This is a genomic window from Sphingomonas fucosidasi (genome assembly GCF_036663855.1).
GTDB classification, from domain to species: Bacteria; Pseudomonadota; Alphaproteobacteria; order Sphingomonadales; family Sphingomonadaceae; genus Sphingomonas; species Sphingomonas faeni_B.
The window spans coordinates 155,842-174,186 of sequence record NZ_JAXOJR010000002.1 but is presented as its reverse complement, the minus strand read 5'-3'; the positions used below and the strand labels follow the sequence as shown (position 1 = coordinate 174,186).

At 62.9% G+C, this 18,345-nt stretch carries 27 protein-coding genes; 26 read left to right on the top strand and 1 reads right to left on the bottom strand.

What is annotated here, in order from left to right:
* Positions 1-183: 183 nt before the first annotated feature.
* Complete coding sequence (gene tuf, locus U1737_RS04290) at positions 184-1,377, top strand: elongation factor Tu (protein ID WP_031393767.1); 1,194 nt, start codon at positions 184-186, stop codon at positions 1,375-1,377.
* Positions 1,378-1,515: 138 nt separating this feature from the next.
* On the opposite strand, the gene U1737_RS04285 is transcribed toward tuf, so the two are convergent.
* Positions 1,516-2,640 (bottom strand): hypothetical protein, encoded by a 1,125-nt coding sequence (locus tag U1737_RS04285; protein ID WP_332795746.1) that lies wholly within the window; start codon positions 2,638-2,640, stop codon positions 1,516-1,518.
* Between the two features lie 341 nt (positions 2,641-2,981).
* Between U1737_RS04285 and rpsJ the strand changes: the two genes are divergently transcribed.
* The 25 genes from rpsJ (at position 2,982) to U1737_RS04160 (ending at position 18,320) form a co-directional block, all read left to right on the top strand.
* Positions 2,982-3,290 (top strand): 30S ribosomal protein S10, encoded by a 309-nt coding sequence (rpsJ, locus tag U1737_RS04280; protein ID WP_007406109.1) that lies wholly within the window; start codon positions 2,982-2,984, stop codon positions 3,288-3,290.
* 288 nt (positions 3,291-3,578) lie between these two features.
* Positions 3,579-4,325 (top strand): 50S ribosomal protein L3, encoded by a 747-nt coding sequence (rplC, locus tag U1737_RS04275; protein ID WP_056060507.1) that lies wholly within the window; start codon positions 3,579-3,581, stop codon positions 4,323-4,325.
* A gap of 2 nt (positions 4,326-4,327) precedes the next feature.
* Positions 4,328-4,966 (top strand): 50S ribosomal protein L4, encoded by a 639-nt coding sequence (rplD, locus tag U1737_RS04270; RefSeq protein WP_332795745.1) that lies wholly within the window; start codon positions 4,328-4,330, stop codon positions 4,964-4,966.
* On the top strand, positions 4,959-5,273 hold the full coding sequence (locus U1737_RS04265) for a 50S ribosomal protein L23 (RefSeq protein WP_031393763.1): 315 nt from the start codon (positions 4,959-4,961) through the stop codon (positions 5,271-5,273). Before rplD ends, U1737_RS04265 begins: the two co-directional genes overlap by 8 nt.
* A gap of 4 nt (positions 5,274-5,277) precedes the next feature.
* Positions 5,278-6,117, top strand: a complete 840-nt coding sequence (rplB, locus tag U1737_RS04260) for a 50S ribosomal protein L2 (RefSeq protein WP_055872649.1) — start codon at positions 5,278-5,280, stop codon at positions 6,115-6,117.
* 1 nt (position 6,118) lies between these two features.
* Positions 6,119-6,394, top strand: coding sequence for a 30S ribosomal protein S19 (gene rpsS, locus U1737_RS04255; RefSeq protein WP_031393761.1), 276 nt, complete (start codon positions 6,119-6,121; stop codon positions 6,392-6,394).
* Positions 6,394-6,771: a 50S ribosomal protein L22 gene (rplV, locus tag U1737_RS04250; RefSeq protein WP_056047621.1), complete on the top strand. Its 378-nt coding sequence runs from the start codon at positions 6,394-6,396 to the stop codon at positions 6,769-6,771. Before rpsS ends, rplV begins: the two co-directional genes overlap by 1 nt.
* On the top strand, positions 6,771-7,478 hold the full coding sequence (gene rpsC, locus U1737_RS04245; protein WP_055872646.1) for a 30S ribosomal protein S3: 708 nt from the start codon (positions 6,771-6,773) through the stop codon (positions 7,476-7,478). The genes rplV and rpsC overlap by 1 nt, the downstream gene beginning before the upstream one ends.
* Positions 7,479-7,493: 15 nt before the next feature.
* Entirely contained in the window at positions 7,494-7,928 is a 435-nt protein-coding gene (gene rplP, locus U1737_RS04240) for a 50S ribosomal protein L16 (protein ID WP_031393758.1), read from the top strand.
* A 4-nt stretch (positions 7,929-7,932) separates the two neighbouring features.
* Positions 7,933-8,139: a 50S ribosomal protein L29 gene (rpmC, locus tag U1737_RS04235; protein WP_055872644.1), complete on the top strand. Its 207-nt coding sequence runs from the start codon at positions 7,933-7,935 to the stop codon at positions 8,137-8,139.
* 10 nt (positions 8,140-8,149) lie between these two features.
* Positions 8,150-8,422, top strand: a complete 273-nt coding sequence (gene rpsQ, locus U1737_RS04230; RefSeq protein ID WP_031393756.1) for a 30S ribosomal protein S17 — start codon at positions 8,150-8,152, stop codon at positions 8,420-8,422.
* 236 nt (positions 8,423-8,658) lie between these two features.
* Positions 8,659-9,027, top strand: coding sequence for a 50S ribosomal protein L14 (gene rplN, locus U1737_RS04225; RefSeq protein ID WP_031393755.1), 369 nt, complete (start codon positions 8,659-8,661; stop codon positions 9,025-9,027).
* Positions 9,027-9,344 carry a 50S ribosomal protein L24 gene (gene rplX / locus U1737_RS04220; protein WP_056047623.1) on the top strand — a complete coding sequence of 106 codons (318 nt, stop codon included), beginning with the start codon at positions 9,027-9,029 and terminating at the stop codon, positions 9,342-9,344. The genes rplN and rplX overlap by 1 nt, the downstream gene beginning before the upstream one ends.
* Positions 9,337-9,957: a 50S ribosomal protein L5 gene (gene rplE, locus U1737_RS04215; RefSeq protein ID WP_332795744.1), complete on the top strand. Its 621-nt coding sequence runs from the start codon at positions 9,337-9,339 to the stop codon at positions 9,955-9,957. The genes rplX and rplE overlap by 8 nt, the downstream gene beginning before the upstream one ends.
* A 128-nt stretch (positions 9,958-10,085) precedes the next feature.
* Positions 10,086-10,391, top strand: coding sequence for a 30S ribosomal protein S14 (gene rpsN, locus U1737_RS04210; protein ID WP_056015537.1), 306 nt, complete (start codon positions 10,086-10,088; stop codon positions 10,389-10,391).
* 10 nt (positions 10,392-10,401) lie between these two features.
* Positions 10,402-10,797 carry a 30S ribosomal protein S8 gene (gene rpsH, locus U1737_RS04205; protein ID WP_031393751.1) on the top strand — a complete coding sequence of 132 codons (396 nt, stop codon included), beginning with the start codon at positions 10,402-10,404 and terminating at the stop codon, positions 10,795-10,797.
* Positions 10,797-11,330 (top strand): 50S ribosomal protein L6, encoded by a 534-nt coding sequence (gene rplF, locus U1737_RS04200; RefSeq protein ID WP_056047628.1) that lies wholly within the window; start codon positions 10,797-10,799, stop codon positions 11,328-11,330. Before rpsH ends, rplF begins: the two co-directional genes overlap by 1 nt.
* Positions 11,330-11,686 (top strand): 50S ribosomal protein L18, encoded by a 357-nt coding sequence (gene rplR, locus U1737_RS04195; protein ID WP_031393749.1) that lies wholly within the window; start codon positions 11,330-11,332, stop codon positions 11,684-11,686. Before rplF ends, rplR begins: the two co-directional genes overlap by 1 nt.
* A gap of 3 nt (positions 11,687-11,689) precedes the next feature.
* The gene (gene rpsE / locus U1737_RS04190) at positions 11,690-12,481 is read left to right on the top strand and encodes a 30S ribosomal protein S5 (RefSeq protein WP_248521938.1); all 792 of its coding nucleotides are present in this window, start codon (positions 11,690-11,692) and stop codon (positions 12,479-12,481) included.
* Between the two features lie 6 nt (positions 12,482-12,487).
* Positions 12,488-12,664: a 50S ribosomal protein L30 gene (gene rpmD, locus U1737_RS04185; RefSeq protein WP_055872633.1), complete on the top strand. Its 177-nt coding sequence runs from the start codon at positions 12,488-12,490 to the stop codon at positions 12,662-12,664.
* 117 nt (positions 12,665-12,781) lie between these two features.
* Entirely contained in the window at positions 12,782-13,324 is a 543-nt protein-coding gene (gene rplO, locus U1737_RS04180) for a 50S ribosomal protein L15 (RefSeq protein ID WP_332796037.1), read from the top strand.
* A gap of 300 nt (positions 13,325-13,624) precedes the next feature.
* Complete coding sequence (secY, locus tag U1737_RS04175) at positions 13,625-14,989, top strand: preprotein translocase subunit SecY (RefSeq protein WP_055872627.1); 1,365 nt, start codon at positions 13,625-13,627, stop codon at positions 14,987-14,989.
* A 52-nt stretch (positions 14,990-15,041) separates the two neighbouring features.
* On the top strand, positions 15,042-15,692 hold the full coding sequence (locus U1737_RS04170; protein ID WP_332795743.1) for an adenylate kinase: 651 nt from the start codon (positions 15,042-15,044) through the stop codon (positions 15,690-15,692).
* 579 nt (positions 15,693-16,271) lie between these two features.
* Entirely contained in the window at positions 16,272-16,964 is a 693-nt protein-coding gene (locus U1737_RS04165; protein WP_187504653.1) for a winged helix-turn-helix domain-containing protein, read from the top strand.
* A 6-nt stretch (positions 16,965-16,970) separates the two neighbouring features.
* Complete coding sequence (locus U1737_RS04160; protein WP_332795742.1) at positions 16,971-18,320, top strand: sensor histidine kinase; 1,350 nt, start codon at positions 16,971-16,973, stop codon at positions 18,318-18,320.
* Positions 18,321-18,345: the final 25 nt, after the last annotated feature.

Here is an 18,345-nt window from a genome sequence, read left to right as displayed (position 1 = left end):
GCTCGGAGACGCCGAAAGGCCGGCCGGCTTCGGTCAGCGACCGAAGTTCGACGACGCGGAATTTACTTCCGCGTCGGCCTCTCCCTAAGCAGGGGCTGGCGCAACGCTTTAACAGCCGCTATTGGGCCGCGTTCGCGCGGTTCCCGGGGTGGCACCGGAATACGAATCAGAAGGTAGGAAACAATGGCCAAGGCAAAATTTGAGCGGAACAAGCCGCATCTCAACATCGGCACCATCGGTCACGTCGATCATGGCAAGACGTCGCTCACCGCTGCGATCACGAAGGTTCTGGCAGAGACGACCGGCGGTACCGCTGTCGACTTCGCCAACATCGACAAGGCTCCCGAGGAGCGCGAGCGCGGCATCACCATCTCGACCGCACACGTCGAGTACGAGACGGCCAACCGTCACTACGCGCACGTCGATTGCCCGGGTCACGCCGATTATGTGAAGAACATGATCACCGGCGCAGCCCAGATGGACGGCGCGATCCTCGTCGTTTCGGCGACCGATGGCCCGATGCCACAGACCCGTGAGCACATCCTGCTCGCACGCCAGGTCGGCGTGCCCGCAATGGTCGTGTTCATGAACAAGGTCGATCTGGTCGACGACGAGGAAATCCTCGAACTGGTCGAGATGGAAATCCGCGAGCTGCTTAGCTCGTACGACTTCCCGGGCGACGACATCCCCGTCATCAAGGGTTCGGCTACCTGCGCACTGTCGGGTTCGAACCAGAAGCTCGGCGCCGACGCCGTCACCGAGCTGATGCAGGCTGTCGACGACTACATCCCGCAGCCAGAGCGTCCGCTCGACAAGCCGTTCATGATGCCGATCGAGGACGTGTTCTCGATCTCGGGTCGTGGTACGGTCGTCACCGGCCGCGTCGAGACCGGCATCGTCAAGGTTGGCGAGGAAGTCGAGATCGTCGGTATCCACCCGACCGTCCGCAAGACCACGGTCACGGGCGTCGAGATGTTCCGCAAGCTGCTCGACCAGGGTCAGGCTGGCGATAACGTCGGCGCACTGATCCGCGGCGTTGCACGTGACGAAGTCGAGCGTGGCCAGGTGCTCTGCAAGCCAGGCACGATCAAGCCGCACACCGACTTCAACTCGGAAGTGTACGTGCTGTCGAAGGAAGAGGGTGGCCGTCACACGCCGTTCTTCGCCAACTACCGCCCGCAGTTCTACTTCCGTACGACCGACGTGACCGGCACCGTCGAGCTGCCTGAGGGCACCGAGATGGTCATGCCAGGCGACAACGTGTCGCTCGGCATCAAGCTGATCGCACCGATCGCCATGGACGTGGGCCAGCGCTTCACGATCCGCGAAGGCGGCCGTACCGTCGGTGCAGGCGTCGTGAGCCAGATCGACAAGTAAGCATCCTCTCCTTCGGGAGTTGATCGAAGAGCCCGGCTTCTCGCGAGAGAAGCCGGGCTTTTTCGTGTTTGAAGAGGGGGCGGAAGGCCGAACTACTCGTGACCGGGTTTGGACATTCAGGGCGAAGGTGACCCCACTTTAAATATTGATCCCAGTGTACTGCCTCAAAAGCTCTGCATACGTGTGAGGCCGTTCGGTGAGCGCTGGTCCGAAAATCTCCTGTTGGAGGCATCGGGCCGTGGCAATTTCCAGATCACGAATTGGGTCGCTGCGGTGATCGACGTAATAACGATGATAGACGGAAGCCTCGTATATGTTCGGTGCACCGCCGTGGATGACGCCCGCGCGGAGTTTTGCTAATTTTCGTGCTCGGGCAGCGTCAAAATCCGAACCCAGATGTGCTCCAACGGCGGTTACCATCGCATTCGTTGCAGCCTCCTTGTCACCGAAAAGAGCATCCAACGCGCCGCAAAGAGGCGCGACCCGGGTTGCAGGGTCTCGAACCCAAGCGCGATAGAAATACTGCAACGCCAGCATCGCTTTTCGGGCGCGATCGGCGTCGGAGGCTAGCTTTTCGGCGAGCAGGTTTAGCCATGCATGATCGGAGGTTCCGATTTGCAAATGCTCTCCCAATGCTGGCGTGGATGCCTCTCCGCTGTGGTATGTCGCCCGTTTCCCGAAACTCATGTAGCCCCGAGGCATGGTTGCCATCGAAAATTGGTAACGTTCGACCGGGTGGGGGAGTAGTGCGCACGCACCGAGGATCGCGTTTCGAGTGCGCTGAGCGGTTTTGCTCATAGGTGATTTGATGACTAGCCAGCACGACACTTCGCTAAGTGTCATTCCATGGTGCATTGGGGTCGGCGGATGTCGGTCCTTATTGATCTCTTCCGGATCGTACCATCGTGATAGCTCTTCAGGCAGGTCATCGACTGATAGAAGGCTGAATGACTCAGTACGGAATGAAGCCTCGACCCTGGCGATTCTCAATGGGTAGAGGAATAACGTGTCAGGCGGGTTGAAGATTGGTGAGCGCTCCATCTCCTGGGTCAACGCCGCCCGTCCTTCGGCAGTGACGTGAGACGCTAACGGCTCGTCGTCGGGCAGATCCCACCAGCCGAACTCGCCGAGTTGAACTTGGTTAGTCATGAATTCGACGAGCATTGTTTGCAAATCTGCGACTGAAAGCGATCGCAGATGGGTAGAAGCGTTCCGACGAATAAATAGCGCTGCATCGAGTAGCGCAGACGCTTCGAAATGCATCTCAGTGCCGTTCTGAGGGAAAGAGACGTGGGCGCTACTATCCCGGCCTGCTGCGAATGGCCGAGATTGGAAAACGGATTGCAAAAGGAGCTCAACGGCGTGAGCTGGGTTGGTCGGCAAGTACCTCATTACCGGGAACCATGCCTTTATAGGGCGGAAGCAGCAATTGGACGTTGATAGAGGTAGCGGAACAAAAGCGATGATGGCCGATCGCAGGTCGCTTAAAAAAACCTCCCCCCAGTTGCGTTTTCGCCGACTCTCCCGTAATGGCCCGCCTTCGGTTTAAACATCAACCAGCAAGAGCCCGGAAACGGGCCCGCTCTTTCGCATCGGTAGGGACTATGGACAGCAATATCCGCATTCGTCTGAAGGCGTTCGATCACCGTGTGCTCGATCAGGCCACTGGCGACATCGCCGACACCGCACGCCGCACCGGCGCGCTCATCCGCGGTCCGATTCCCCTTCCGACGCGCATCGAAAAGTTCACCGTGAACCGCGGCCCGCACATCGACAAGAAGTCGCGCGAGCAGTTCGAGGTGCGCACGTACAAGCGTATGCTGGATATCGTCCAGCCGACGCCGCAGACGGTCGATGCGCTCATGAAGCTGGACCTCGCAGCAGGGGTGGACGTAGAGATCAAGCTGGCCTAAGGGCTGGCGCGGCGCGGTCGACCAGCAATGGTCCCGCGCCGCTCTACATTGGGATACCGCCGTCGGTGAAAGCCGACGGGGCAGCGTCCCCCGTCACGCTTCCGCACTTGCGGAAGCACCAGCCCGGGACGGGGGCACGTTTCGTATTTACCGGGTTGAACCGACTCCATTCAGGGCTTTTGCCGGGGATGGGGTCAGGTGGACGCATCATGGAGTTCGCTCCGGACATGGTCCGCAAGCCCCCGAGGAATAGTCCGACGGGGCCTCTGTCTAGGAAGGGACAAGATCATGCGTACTGGCGTGATCGCGAAGAAGATGGGGATGACCCGCCTGTTCCAGGAAGATGGTCGGCACGTGCCGGTCACCGTTCTGGCACTCGAAGGCAATCAGGTCGTTTCCGTTCGCGAAATGGATCGTGACGGCTACACTGCCGTCCAGCTTGGTGCAGGTGTCGCCAAGTCGAAGAATGTCGCAAAGCCGCAGCGTGGCCATTTCGGCAAGGCCGAAGTGGAGCCCAAGGCTGTCGTCCATGAGTTCCGCGTGAACGCAGACGGCCTGCTCGACGTCGGCGCCGAAATCTCGGCCGACCACTACGTCGCAGGCCAGATCGTCGATATCCAGGGCAAGACCCAGGGTAAGGGTTTCCAGGGCGGCATGAAGCGTTGGGGCTTCGGCGGTCTGCGGGCAACCCACGGCGTGTCGGTCTCGCACCGTTCGCTCGGTTCGACCGGTCAGCGCCAGGATCCAGGCAAGGTCTTCAAGAACAAGAAGATGGCCGGCCACATGGGCGACAAGTATCGCACCCAGCAGAACCTCGAGATCGTATCGACGGACGTCGAGCGTGGTCTTCTGTTCGTCAAGGGTTCGGTTCCTGGCTCCAAGGGCGGCTGGCTCTTCGTCAAGGATTCGGTGAAGGTCGCGCGCCACGCCGACGCACCGTTCCCCGCCGGTCTCAAGACCGCAAACAGCAACACCGCAGCAGACACGCCGGCCGAAACGACCGACGCACCTGCAGCCGACGGCCAGGAGGGCTGAGCGTGAAGATCAAGGTTTCATCTTTCGCCGGCACCCCCCAGAACGGGGACGCAGCGGACATCGAGCTCAACGACGAGGTCTTCGGCCTCGATCCGCGCGCCGACATCCTGCACCGTGTCGTCACCTGGCAGCTCGAGAAGCGTCGCGAGACGGCTCGTGGCACCCGTGAGCGCGCAGACGTCGCCCGCACCGGCAAGAAGTTCGGTCGCCAGAAGGGCGGCGGTACGGCTCGTCACGGCGATCGTCGCGCACCTGTGTTCATCGGTGGTGGTAAGGCGCACGGCGCACGCGTCCGTGACTTCAACCCGTCGCTGAACAAGAAGGTTCGCGCGCTCGGCCTGCGGATGGCTCTCAGCAGCCACGCCAAGGCGGGCTCGCTGGTCATCATGGACAGCCTAGCTGTCGAGGGTGGCAAGACCAAGACGCTGCAGGGCGATCTCGCAAAGCTCGGCTTCGGCAAGCGTGCGCTCGTCATCGACGGCGACATGGTCGACACCAGCTTCGCATTCGCTGCGGGCAACCTGTACGAAGTGAACGTGATGCCGGCTGCCGGCGCGAACGTTTACGACATCCTGAAGCATGACACGCTGGTGCTGACGCGCGCCGCTGTCGAAAAGCTGGAGGCGCGCTTCCATGGCTAAGAAGCAGAAGGCGGGCATCGATAATCGTCATTACGACGTTATCCTGGCCCCGCACATCACCGAGAAGACGACGACCCTGTCGGAGCACAACGCGGTGGTGTTCAAGGTGTCCAACGACGCCACGAAGCCCGAGATCAAGGCGGCCGTAGAGGCGCTGTTCGACGTGAACGTCGTCGGCGTGAACACGCTCGTCCAGAAGGGCAAGACCAAGAAGTGGAAGGGCACGAACTACTCGCGCTCGGACATGAAAAAGGCAATCGTGACGTTGAAGGACGGTCAGTCCATCGACGTGACGACGGGGATCTGAGGCCATGGCACTCAAGCATTATAATCCGACATCGCCGGCACGCCGCGGTCTCATCCTGGTCGACAAGTCGTCGCTCTGGAAGGGTCGCCCCGTCAAGGCGCTGACCGAAGGTAAGCACAAGACCGGCGGTCGTAACAACAAGGGCCATGTGACCTCGCGCGGCATCGCCGGCGGTCACAAGCAGAAGTACCGCTACATCGACTTCAAGCGTCGCAAGTGGGACGTCGAAGGCACCGTCGAGCGGATCGAGTATGATCCCAACCGCACCGCGTTCATCGCCCTGGTCAAGTACCCGGACGAGGAACTCGCCTACATCCTGGCGCCACAGCGTCTGGCCGTCGGCGACAAGGTTCTCGCGGCAAAGAAGACCGACGTGAAGCCAGGCAATGCCATGGAACTCGGTCAGATGCCGGTCGGCACCATCGTCCACAACGTGGAGATGAAGCCGATGAAGGGTGGCCAGATCGCCCGTTCGGCCGGCACGTACGTGCAGGTCGTCGGTCGCGACAAGGGCATGGTGATGGTCCGCCTGAACTCGGGCGAGCAGCGCTACATCCGCAGCGATTGCATGGCGACGGTTGGCGCGGTCTCGAACCCCGATAACCAGAACCAGAACCTGGGCAAGGCAGGCCGTTCGCGCTGGATGGGCATCCGTCCTCTGACGCGCGGCGTCGCCAAGAACCCGGTCGACCATCCGCACGGCGGTGGTGAAGGCCGTACCTCGGGTGGCCGTCATCCGGTTACGCCTTGGGGCAAGCCGACGAAGGGTGCGCGCACGCGTCATAACAAGTCGACCGACAAGATGATCATCCGGTCGCGTCATTCGACGAAGAGGAAGGGCTAACATGGCTCGTTCAGTCTGGAAGGGCCCCTTCGTGGACCTTCATCTGCTCAAGAAGGCAGAAACCGCCCAGGACACCAACGCGCGTTCGCCGATCAAGACCTGGTCGCGTCGCTCGACGATCCTGCCGTCGTTCGTGGGTCTCACGTTCAACGTCTACAACGGCCGCAAGTTCGTGCCCGTCTCCGTCAACGAAGACATGGTCGGCATGAAGCTCGGTGAGTTCGCGCCCACGCGCTACTTCCCTGGCCACTCCGCCGACAAGAAGGGCAAGCGCTGATGTCTAAGCAAGTCAGCCCGCGTAAGGTCGCGGACAACGAGGCGCTTTCGGTCGGTACGCAGATCCGTGGTTCCGCGCAGAAGCTCGGCCTCGTGGCTGCGCTGATCCGTGGCAAGAAGGTCGGCGATGCGATGAACATCCTCGCCTTCTCGACCAAGGGCATGGCGATCGAAGCGCGCAAGGTGCTGGCCTCGGCCATCGCCAACGCTGAGAACAACCATAACCTCGACGTCGACGCACTCGTCGTCGCCGAGGCTTCGGTCGGCAAGTCGATCACGATGAAGCGCTTCGCTACCCGCGGCCGCGGCAAGTCGACCCGCATCCTCAAGCCATTCAGCCGTCTGCGCATCGTCGTGCGCGAGCAGGAAGAAGCATAATGGGTCAGAAGAGCAACCCCATCGGTCTGCGTCTGCAGATCAACCGTACCTGGGATAGCCGCTGGTACGCCGAAGGCGCCGACTATGGTCGGCTCCTGCTCGAGGATCTCAAGATCCGCGCATTCATCATGAAGACGCTGCCGCAGGCCGCGATCTCCAAGGTGGTCATCGAGCGTCCGGCCAAGCTGGCCCGTATCTCCATCTTCGCTGCACGCCCCGGCGTGATCATCGGCAAGAAGGGTGCGGACATCGAGAAGCTGCGTTCGACGATCGGCAAGATGACGTCGTCGACCGTGTCGCTGAACATCGTCGAAATCCGCAAGCCGGAAGTCGATGCGCGTCTCGTCGCGCAGGGCATCGCCGATCAGCTCGAGCGTCGTATTGCCTTCCGTCGCGCCATGAAGCGTGCGGTCCAGTCGGCGATGCGTCTCGGTGCCGAGGGCATCCGGGTGAACTGCGGTGGCCGTCTTGGCGGCGCCGAGATCGCACGGTCGGAGAGCTATCGTGAGGGTCGGGTTCCGTTGCACACGCTGCGCGCGAACATCGATTATGCCGAGGCTACGGCGCACACGTCTTATGGCGTTTGCGGCGTGAAGGTCTGGGTCTTCAAGGGCGAGATTCTCGGCAACGATCCGACGTCGTACGACCGCATCATGATGGAGGCTCAGACCTCCGGCGTGCGGCCGCAGCGCGACGATCGTCGCTAAGGGGCAGGAACAGACATGCTGCAACCAAAAAAGACCAAGTTCCGGAAGGCCTTCAAGGGCAAGATTTCGGGCGACGCCAAGAGTGGCTTCTCGCTCAATTTCGGCTCCTACGGCCTCAAGGCGATGGAACCCGACCGGATCACCGCACGCCAGATCGAGGCGGCTCGCCGCGCGATCACGCGTCACATGAAGCGCCAGGGGCGTTTGTGGATCCGCATCTTCCCAGACCTTCCGGTCTCGGGAAAGCCAGCCGAAGTCCGCATGGGTAAGGGCAAGGGCGCGCCGGAATATTGGGCCGCTCGCGTCAAGCCGGGTCGGATCCTGTTCGAGCTCGACGGCGTCGATGGCAAGATTGCCGCCGAGGCGTTCGAGCGGGCGGCCATGAAGCTGCCGATCAAGGTAAAGGTCGTTGCCCGCCTGGGTGACACCTCGCATCTGGGAGGCGAGTAAGATCATGGCTCGTATCGACGACATGAAGACCAAGAGCGACGACCAGCTGTCGGAGTCGCTCGGCGAACTGAAGCGCGAGCAGTTCAACCTGCGCTTCCAGGCCGCCACGAACCAGCTCGAAAAGCCGAGCCGCGTTCGTGAGGTCCGCCGCGACATCGCTCGCATCAAGACCCTGCAGGCTCAGCGCACCAGCGCTGAAGCCGCGAAGTAAGGAACGTATCATGCCGAAGCGCGTGCTGACCGGTCTGGTCGTGTCCGACAAGGGCGACAAGACGGTGGTCGTGAACGTCGAGCGTAAGGTGAAGCACCCGCTCTACGGGAAGATCATCCGTCGCTCGAAGAAGTATCATGCTCATGACGAGAGCAACGAGTTCAAGCAGGGCGAGACCGTGCGGATCGAAGAGACCGCACCGATCTCCAAGCTGAAGACCTGGAAGGTGATCGAGCGGGTCAACACCCACGCGACGCCGGAGCGGGCTTCTGCCGAGGGCTGAACTTTCAAACGTACGTCACCCCAGCGAAAGCTGGGGTCTCGTGCGGCAGGGACGGACTTCGTTACCGGGATATCCCAGCTTTCGCTGGGATGACGGTAACGAGATCGTTCTTGTGAAATACGAGTGGAACGGCTAAGCGGCCGCTCCTCCCCGTTGCGGTTCGTCCGTGGCGGGGTGATTTTTTAGGCGGGGTTCGGTCGGTATCGACCCCAGAGACAGAGAAGGGATACGGATCCATGATCCAGATGCAGTCCAATCTCGACGTCGCTGACAACAGCGGCGCGAAGCGGGTGCAGTGCATCAAGGTGCTTGGGGGTTCCAAGCGTCGTGTTGCAGGCGTTGGCGACATCATCGTCGTCAGCATCAAGGAAGCGCAGCCACGTGGCCGTGTGAAGAAGGGCGACGTTCACCGCGCGGTGATCGTGCGTACCGCCAAGGATATCCGCCGTGCAGACGGTACGGTCATCCGCTTCGACGGCAATGCCGCGGTGCTGGTCAACAAGAACGAGGAGCCGATCGGCACCCGTATCTTCGGCCCAGTCGTTCGCGAGCTGCGCGGCAAGAAGCACATGAAGATCATCAGCCTCGCGCCGGAGGTGCTGTAATGGCGTCGCAGCGTATCAAGAAGGGTGACAAGGTCATCGTCCTGTCCGGCAAGGACAAGGGCAAGACCGGTGAAGTCACCGTCTCCATGCCGAAGACCGACAAGGTCGTCGTATCGGGCGTCAACATCGCCGTGCGCCACACCAAGCCGACTCAGGGTGACCCGCAGGGTGGCCTGATCCGCAAGGAAGCACCGATGCACGTTTCGAAGGTCGCGCACGTGACCGCCGACGGCAAGCCGACCCGCGTCCGCTTCGAGGAGCAGGACGGCAAGAAGGTCCGCGTCGCTGTCAAGACCGGGGAGAAGATCAATGGTTGATCAGAACACTGGCGAGCAGAACGGCGCAGAGACCGTCTACGTCGCACGCATGCGGAAACTGTACGACGAGATGATCATCAAGGCGATGACCGAGAAGTTCGGGTACAAGAACGTCATGGAAATCCCGCGGCTCGACAAGATCGTGCTGAACATGGGCGTTGGCGAAGCCACGCAGGACAAGAAGAAGGTCGACCAGGCTGCTTCCGAAATGGAGCTGATCGCCGGCCAAAAGCCTGTCGTGACGAAGGCCAAGAAGTCGATCGCGCAGTTCAAGCTGCGTGAAGGCATGCCGATCGGCGTGAAGGTCACCCTTCGCCGCGAGCGCATGTACGAGTTCCTCGACCGTTTCATCACGATCGCTCTTCCCCGCGTCCGCGATTTCCGCGGTCTCAATCCGAAGAGCTTCGATGGCCGCGGCAACTATGCCTGCGGTATCAAGGAGCAGATCGTGTTCCCAGAAATCAGCTATGACCGGGTCGACAAGATCCGCGGCATGGATGTGATCGTGACGACGACCGCAAAGACCGACGACGAGGCTCGCGAGCTTCTCCGTCTGTTCGGTTTCCCGTTCCCGATCGAAGGCGACGCTGCCGACGAGAAGAAGGCAGCTTAATCTAAGTCCCCCTCCCGCTTGCGGGAGGGGTCAGGGGAGGGGCCTCGCGCCGAACAGGCGTTGGTCCTTCCCACCCCCAACCCCTCCCGCAAGCGGGAGGGGAGCTAGCAAAGAAAGAACTTAAGTCGATGGCGAAACTGAGTTCAGTCAACAAGAACGAGCGCCGCAAGCGCATGGTCAAGCAGTATGCCCCGAAGTACGCGGCACTGAAGGCGATCGCAGCGGACAAGACGCTCGACGACGGTGAGCGTCTGATCGCTCGCCTCAAGATGGCGGCACTGCCGCGCAACGCGAACCCGACCCGCATCCGTAACCGGTGCGAGCTGACCGGTCGCCCGCGCGCCTATTACCGCAAGTTCCGGCTCTGCCGTATTCAGCTGCGCGATCTGGCCAACAAGGGCCTCATCCCCGGCGTCACGAAGTCGAGCTGGTAAGGACTAAATCATGGCAGTGACCGATCCCCTGGGTGATTTGCTCACCCGTATCCGTAATGGCCAGCGCGCGAAGAAGGACTCCGTCCTCACGCCGGCGTCGAAGCTGCGCGTCCGCGTGCTCGACGTTCTGCAGCGCGAAGGCTATATCCGTGGCTATAGCGAAGAGCAGATGGGCCCCGCGGCCGGCCTTCGCATCGAGCTGAAGTATTTCGAGGGCCAGCCTGCGATCAAGCATGTCGCGCGCGTCTCGAAGCCCGGCCGTCGCGTCTATTCCGGCTCGCAGGAACTCCCGCGCGTCCGTAACGGCCTCGGCATCACCATCGTCTCGACGCCCCGCGGCGTGCTCTCGGATTCCGAAGCGCGTGAGCAGAACGTCGGCGGCGAAGTCCTCGCGGAGGTGTTCTGATGAGCCGCATTGGTAAGAAGCCGGTCACCGTACCGGCGGGCATCACGCCGACCATCGAGAACAAGCAGCTGACGATGAAGGGCCCCAAGGGCACCCTCAAGATGCCGCTTCGCGACGAGATCAGCTACACGATCGAAGACGGCGGCATTTCGGTGCAGCCGGCCAACGACACCAAGCGCGCTCGCGCGTTCTGGGGCATGCAGCGGACCATGGTGCAGAACCTGGTCACCGGCGTGTCGGAAGGCTTCACCAAGAAGCTGCTGATCACCGGCGTCGGCTATCGTGCCGCAGCGCAGGGTCGCAACCTCAAGCTGCAGCTCGGCTACAGCCATGACGTCAACATCGACGTGCCGGAGGGGATCGAAGTCAAGACTCCCGACAACACGACGATCGAGATCTCGGGTTCGGACAAGCAGATGGTCGGTCAGCTGGCCGCGGAAATTCGTCAGTGGCGCAAGCCCGAGCCTTACAAGGGCAAGGGTATCAAGTACGACGGCGAGTTCATCTTCCGCAAGGAAGGGAAGAAGAAGTAATGACCAAGGGACTTTCTCTTTTCGCCAAGCGGCGTCGCCGCAACCGTACCGCGCTCCGCGCACGTGCAGGCACCCGTCCGCGGTTGTCGGTGCATCGCTCGGGCAAGCACATCTATGCCCAGGTGATCGACGATGCCGCTGGCACGACGGTCGCATCGGCCTCGACGCTGGAGAAGGACGTGCGCGGCACGTCCGGCGCCAACATCGACGCGGCGACTTCGGTCGGCAAGCGCGTCGCCGAGGCTGCCAAGGCAGCGGGCGTGACCCAGGTCGTGTTCGATCGCGGCGGCTTCCTCTACCACGGTCGCGTGAAGGCTCTTGCCGATGCCGCGCGCGAAGCCGGATTGGAGTTCTAAGACATGGCTGACGAAAACAACACGCCGGCAGTAATCGCTCCCGAGACGACCGCACAGGACGTCACGGCTCAGAACGTCCCGCAGAGCACTGGCTACCAGGGCAACACCGGCGGTGGCCGTGGTCGTCCCGGTGGCGGCGGCGGTGGCGGTCGTGGTGGCCCCGGTGGCGGTCGCAGCGGTGGCCCGGGCGGCAACCGCGGTGGTCGTGACGGCGGTCGCGGTGGTCGCGACAATCGTGGCGGTCGTCCGGGTTCGGACGATGGCGGCGAAGAGCTGATCGAGAAGCTGGTGCACATCAACCGCGTCTCGAAGACGGTCAAGGGCGGTAAGCGCTTCGGCTTCGCAGCGCTCGTCGTCGTCGGCGACGGCAAGGGTCGTGCAGGCTTCGGTCATGGCAAGGCACGCGAAGTGCCGGAAGCCATCTCGAAGGCGACGGCTGCTGCCAAGAAGAAGATGGTTCGCGTTCCGTTGAAGGACGGTCGCACGCTACATCATGACGGCAACGGTCACTTCGGTGCCGGCAAGGTCACGCTGCGCTCGGCGCCTCAGGGTACGGGCATCATCGCCGGTGGCCCGATGCGCGCCGTCTTCGAATCGCTGGGCGTTGCGGACGTTGTGACCAAGTCGGTCGGCACGTCGAACCCCTACAACATGATCCGCGCCACGTTCGAGGCCCTTGGCGAGCAGACCTCGCCCAAGGCCGTCGCACAGCGTCGCGGCAAGAAGATCGCCGACCTGCTCGGCCATGGTGGTTCGAAGACCGCCGAGGCCGATGCAGCTGCGATCACGGAGTAAGCGATCATGGCAACCATCAAGATCACGCAGACCGGTTCGCCGATCCGCCGCGAGAAGGACCAGCGCGCAACGCTGATCGGTCTCGGGCTCAACAAGATGCACAAGACCCGCGAGCTGGAAGACAGCCCAGAGGTCCGCGGCATGATCCGCAAGGTGCAGCACATGGTGTCGGTCGAGGGCTGACCCTTCACGCTACCTAGTGACAAATACCGGGAAGGGGGCTAACGGCCCCCTTCCTCATTTCCGGTTTCCAACCGTGAATCCAACCAGCGCGTAACAAGCGAAAGCGAGTGCATGACCATGAAGCTCAACGAACTCCGCGATAACCAGGGTGCCCGTAAGTCCAAGATGCGCGTCGGACGCGGCATCGGCTCGGGCAAGGGCAAGACCGCAGGCCGCGGCCAGAAGGGCCAGAAGAGCCGCGAGGGCGTGTCCATCGCCGGCTTCGAAGGCGGCCAGATGCCACTGCACATGCGTCTGCCTAAGCGCGGCTTCAACAACATCTTCCGCAAGGACTTCGCAGAGGTCAACCTCGGCGCGATCCAGCTCGCGGTCGACGCCGGCAAGATCGAGGTGAACGCCACGCTCGACCACGACGCGCTCAAGGCCGCTGGCCTGGCACGCGGCGGCAAGGACGGCGTCCGCCTCCTCGCCAAGGGCGAGCTGACCACGGTCCTTTCGTTCACCGTCGACGGCGCGTCGAAGGGCGCGATCGAAGCGGTCGAGAAGATCGGCGGCAAGGTCGAGGTGATCCACTTCGTCCCCGCAGCCGAGAAGGCTGCCGCCAAGAAGGGCGTGAAGTACAAGGAGCGTGCGGCGCACAAGGCGTCGTTCAAGGCTTAAGCCGAACGAAAGGGGGCGGGGCGAAAGCGCCGGCCCCCTTTTTATTTGCCTGACTTAGCGTCTTCTCGCCGCCGACTTCCTGTCGATCCCTATCAGGGACCTCTCTTCCTCCGTTCGCCCTGAGCGAAGTCGAAGGGTACGTCACTTTGGGCAATGTCCTTCGACTTCGCTCAGGACGAACGGGACAGGGGGCGGCCGGAATTCGTCTAGGCATTAGACAAGCGCGCTCCTGCGCCTATATGAGCGGCGGGGGCGGTCACAACGCATCCCGCCTTCTTTGTTTCCAGGACGATCACACGCATGGCATCCGCAGCCGACCAGATGGCGCAAAGCATCAGCCTTTCGAAATTCGCGAAGGCGACCGATCTCAAGAAGCGGTTGTGGTTCACGATCGGTGCGCTGATCATTTTCCGCCTGCTCAGCTATGTCCCGCTGCCGGGTGTCGACCCGACCGCGCTCGGCCTGCTCTCGCAGCAGACGCAGGGTGGCGTGCTCGACTTCTTCAACACCTTCTCGGGCGGTTCGCTCAGCCGCATGTCGCTGATCGCGCTCGGCGTGATGCCCTACATCACCGCTTCGATCGTGGTGCAGCTCGCGACCTCGCTGTCGCCGACGCTCGCCGCCATCAAGAAGGACGGCGAATCGGGTCGCAAGCGCCTCAACCAGTACACGCGCTACGGCACCGTCGGCCTGACCGCAGTGCAGGGCTATTTCATCGCCGTCGGCCTTGAGACGCTTGGCGCAGCACAGGGCATCCAGGCGGTCATCGAGCCCGGCATGATGTTCCGCGTCGCCGCGGTCATCTCGCTGATCGGCGGTACGATGTTCCTGATGTGGCTCGGCGAGCAGATCACCAGCCGCGGCATCGGCAACGGCGTCTCGCTGATCATCATGGCCGGCATCGTCGCGCATCTGCCCGTCACGCTCGTCAACCTGCTCGAAGGCGGCCGCTCGGGCTCGCTCGATCCGATCAAGCTGATCGGCATCGTCGTCGCGGTGGTCGTGTTGATCCTGTTCATCTGCTTCATGGAGCGCGCCCAGCGCCGCATCCTGATCCAGTATCCCAAGCGCCAGACCCAGCGCGGCATGCAGGCCGATCGCAGCCATCTTCCGCTGAAGATCAACACCGCCGGCGTCATCCCGCCGATCTTCGCGTCGTCGCTGCTGCTGATGCCGCTGACGATCTCGCAGTTCGCCGGCCAGCGCGTCGCAGGCGAGTCGAAGTGGGGTGACTTCATCATCACGCTCAACCAGTACCTGCAGCACGGCTCGCCCGTGTACATGCTGCTGTACGGCGCCGGCATCATTTTCTTCTCGTTCTTCTACACCGCGGTCGTCTTCAACCCCGAGGAAACCGCCGACAACCTGAAGCGCAATGGCGGGTTCATCCCCGGCATCCGCCCGGGCAAGAACACCGAGAATTACTTCGACTACGTGCTGACGCGCATCACCGTGATCGGTGCGGCGTATCTGACGATCATCTGCCTGTTGCCCGAATATCTGGTGACCGCGTTGCAGATCCCGTTCTACCTCGGTGGCACCAGCCTGCTGATCGTCGTCAACGTGACGATGGACACGGTGACGCAGATCCAGTCGCACCTGTTGGCGCACCAGTATGGCGACCTGATCAAGAAGGCGAAGCTCAAGGGCAATCGACTTCGCTAAGCCGCGCGTCTAACGCGGTAAAAATCCTGCACGAACGAGGGGAGTGCGTTTCGTGAATATCATCCTTCTTGGACCGCCTGGCGCGGGCAAGGGCACCCAGGCTGCTACGCTGGTTTCAGACCGCGGCATGGTGCAGCTTTCGACCGGCGACATGCTGCGTGCAGCGGTCGCCGCCGGAACGCCGGTCGGCCTTCAGGCCAAGTCGGTCATGGAATCCGGCGGTCTGGTCTCGGACGAGATCGTCTCGGGCATCATCGGCGAGCGTCTCGACCAGCCGGATACCGCGAACGGCGTCATCTTCGACGGCTATCCGCGTACGGCCGCGCAAGCCGAGGCGCTCGACGGCTTGCTCGCCGATCGTGGACGCACGCTCGATTACGTCATCGAACTCGGCGTCGACGAAGCCGCACTGATCGACCGCGTCGTCGGCCGCTACACCTGCGCCAAGTGCGGCACGGGCTATCACGATCGCTACAAGAAGCCGGTCGTGGCAGGCGTCTGCGACGTTTGCGGCTCGACCGAATTCAAGCGCCGTCCTGATGATAATGCCGAGACGGTTCATAATCGCATGGCGGAATATCGGGCGAAGACTGCCCCGATCCTGCCGATCTACGACGCTCGGGGGCTGGTGCACCGTGTCGATGGGATGGCGGACATTGTGCATGTCGGTGCCGCGATCTCGGCGATCCTCGACGGTAAGTAGGCTTGTTCCCCCGCGAAGGCGGGGGACCAGACTGGGCCCTCGCCTTCGCGGGGGAACAAGATGGCGGGTACGACGACATTACCGGCTCGATTTTCTGTCCCTGTCCTCGCGCCCGCATTCGGATATCTGGTGGCGCCCCCTTTCCGTCATCCCGGCGAACGCCGGGACCCATGGATACGGCGGACCAGGCGATGGCGTACGACCACCACCAACCCCCCAACCATGGGTCCCGGCGTTCGCCGGGATGACGAGGGAGAGGGCGTGATTGAATGTTTTCCGATTACCAAGGCGACCCCGGCATCAGCGCCCGCCAATAGCGCACTCGCTTTCGTGACTGCGCCCGCCGAAAAACACCCACCAACATGACGAAATTGTCACCCCTCGGTCATCGCCCTGACCCCCATCCGATCCTAGAACCAACCCGTGGCCAGCAACGGCCGCACGCGTTTCCAGAGATCGGTGCCCGTCACTCCCGGGGGTACCGTGGGGGCCGGTGGGAAGACTTCTTTCCGCCGGCCTTTCCGTTTATAAGGGTCGGAGATAGTGACCGATTTCGGTGACAGGGAAGGTAAGACCGCGTTGAGCCGCAAGATTCTGATTGTCGAGGATGATGCCTCGACATCCGCCTATCTTGCCAAGGGCTTGGCCGAGGCCGGCCATGCCATCGAGGTTTGCGCGGATGGCCGTGACGGCCTGTTCCTCGCCAGCGAGGGTATCTTCGACCTCATCATCGCCGACCGTATGCTGCCGGGGTTAGACGGCCTGTCTATGGTCAGCGCCATTCGTGCCGCCGGCATCGCCACGCCCGTCCTGATCCTGTCCGCGCTTGCCGCCGTCGACGACCGCGTCGATGGCCTCAAGGCCGGCGCCGACGATTATCTCTGCAAGCCGTTTTCGTTCGCCGAGCTGTCGGCCCGAATCGAGGCCATGCTCCGCCGCTCCGACCGTGCTGCCACCGAGCCGCAAAAGACCAAGCTCTCCGTCGGCGATCTCGAGATCGACCTGCTCGCCCGCGCCGTCTCGCGTGCGGGCCGCTCGATCCCGCTCGGCGCGCGCGAGTTCAACCTGCTCGAATTCCTCGCCCGCCACGCCGGCCAGGTCGTGACGCGCACGATGATGCTCGAGAAGATCTGGAACTATCATTTCGATCCGGGCTCGAACGTCGTCGACGTCCATATCGGTCGCCTCCGCCGCAAGCTCGAGGACGGCTTCCCCACGCCGATCCTGCATACGGTGCGCGGGGCAGGATACCGGCTCGCCGTCGAAGGCTGATCAGCGGTGGCGATCCGCCTTTCGGTAACAGCCCGGATCGCGTTGCTTTCGATCGCGCTGGCGCTGGTGTCGAACCTCGCGCTGGTCGGGTTTGTCTGGAAGACCACTAGCGCCGACGCGATCGACGCGATCCGCCGCGAAACCACCGAACAGTCCGAGGCCCTGCGCGCGGTATGGCGCAGCGGCGGACTGATCGCAGTTCGGCAGGCGATCGACAGCGCGGTCGTTCCCGGCGACGTCTCGCTGGTGCTGGCCGTGATCGATCCCAAGGGCCGCGCGGTCGTCGGTATTTCGCCTGCGCGCCTCGCCGTCCCCCTCCGCGTGACCCAGTTCCGGATCGCGCGACTTGGCTCCGACGAACTCTGGTCCGCGCGAGAGACCGGCTATGCGCTCCACCCGCTCGGCGATTACTGGCTGCTCACCGGCCGCAACCTCGACCTGATCGCGGCCGAGGAGCGCGCGATCGAGCGGGCGCTTGCAGTGGCCGTCTTCCTGTCGTTGGCGCTCGGCGTGATCGGCGGCCTGGTCCTCACGCGCTATGTCAGTCGCCGGCTCGACGGTATCGCCAAGGCGATCGAGGCGGCAGGCGAGGGGGATCTCTCGCGGCGCGTGGATATGATCGCTGGCGGTGGAGACGCGTTCGATCGCCTTGCCGCACGGCTCAACGTCATGCTCGGGAAACTGGAAGGCGTGATGGCCGAACTTCGGATCGTCACCGACAGCCTCGCCCACGACCTGCGCTCGCCGCTCGCCCGCCTGCGCACCAAGACCGAGCAGGCGGTGCTGATCGCCGATCCCGATGCGCGCGAGGCGGCGCTCGGCGGGCTGCTGGTCGAGACCGATCTCGTCATGCGGATGCTGACGATGGTGATCGAGATCAGCCGCTCGGGTTCGGTCTCGCGCGATCGTTTCATCGAGGTATCGCCCGCGAACCTGCTCGAAGAGATTGGCGAGCTCTACGCGCCCGTCGCGGAGGATGCCGGGCTCGTCTTCACGATCGCGATCGACGATCGCCCGCCGCCGATGAAGCTGCACCGCGAACTGATCAGCCAGGCGATCACCAATTTGATCGACAACGCGCTCCGCCACGGCGCGGGGGGCGGCGAGGTCACGCTGCGGATCGTCCACCGCACCGACGGCGTCGCGATCCAGGTCGAGGATCGCGGCCCGGGCATCGCCGCCGCCGACCGAGCGCAGGCGTTGAAGCGCTTCGGGCGGTTGGACAGCGCGCGATCCACCCCCGGTGCGGGCCTCGGGATGGCGCTGATCGAAGCGGTCGCGCGGTTGCACGACGGTCATTTCGAACTCGCCGACAACGCCCCGGGGCTTGTCGCCAGGATCGTCCTGCCTCTCTGATCCTCCCCCGCCAGGGGGAGGTGGC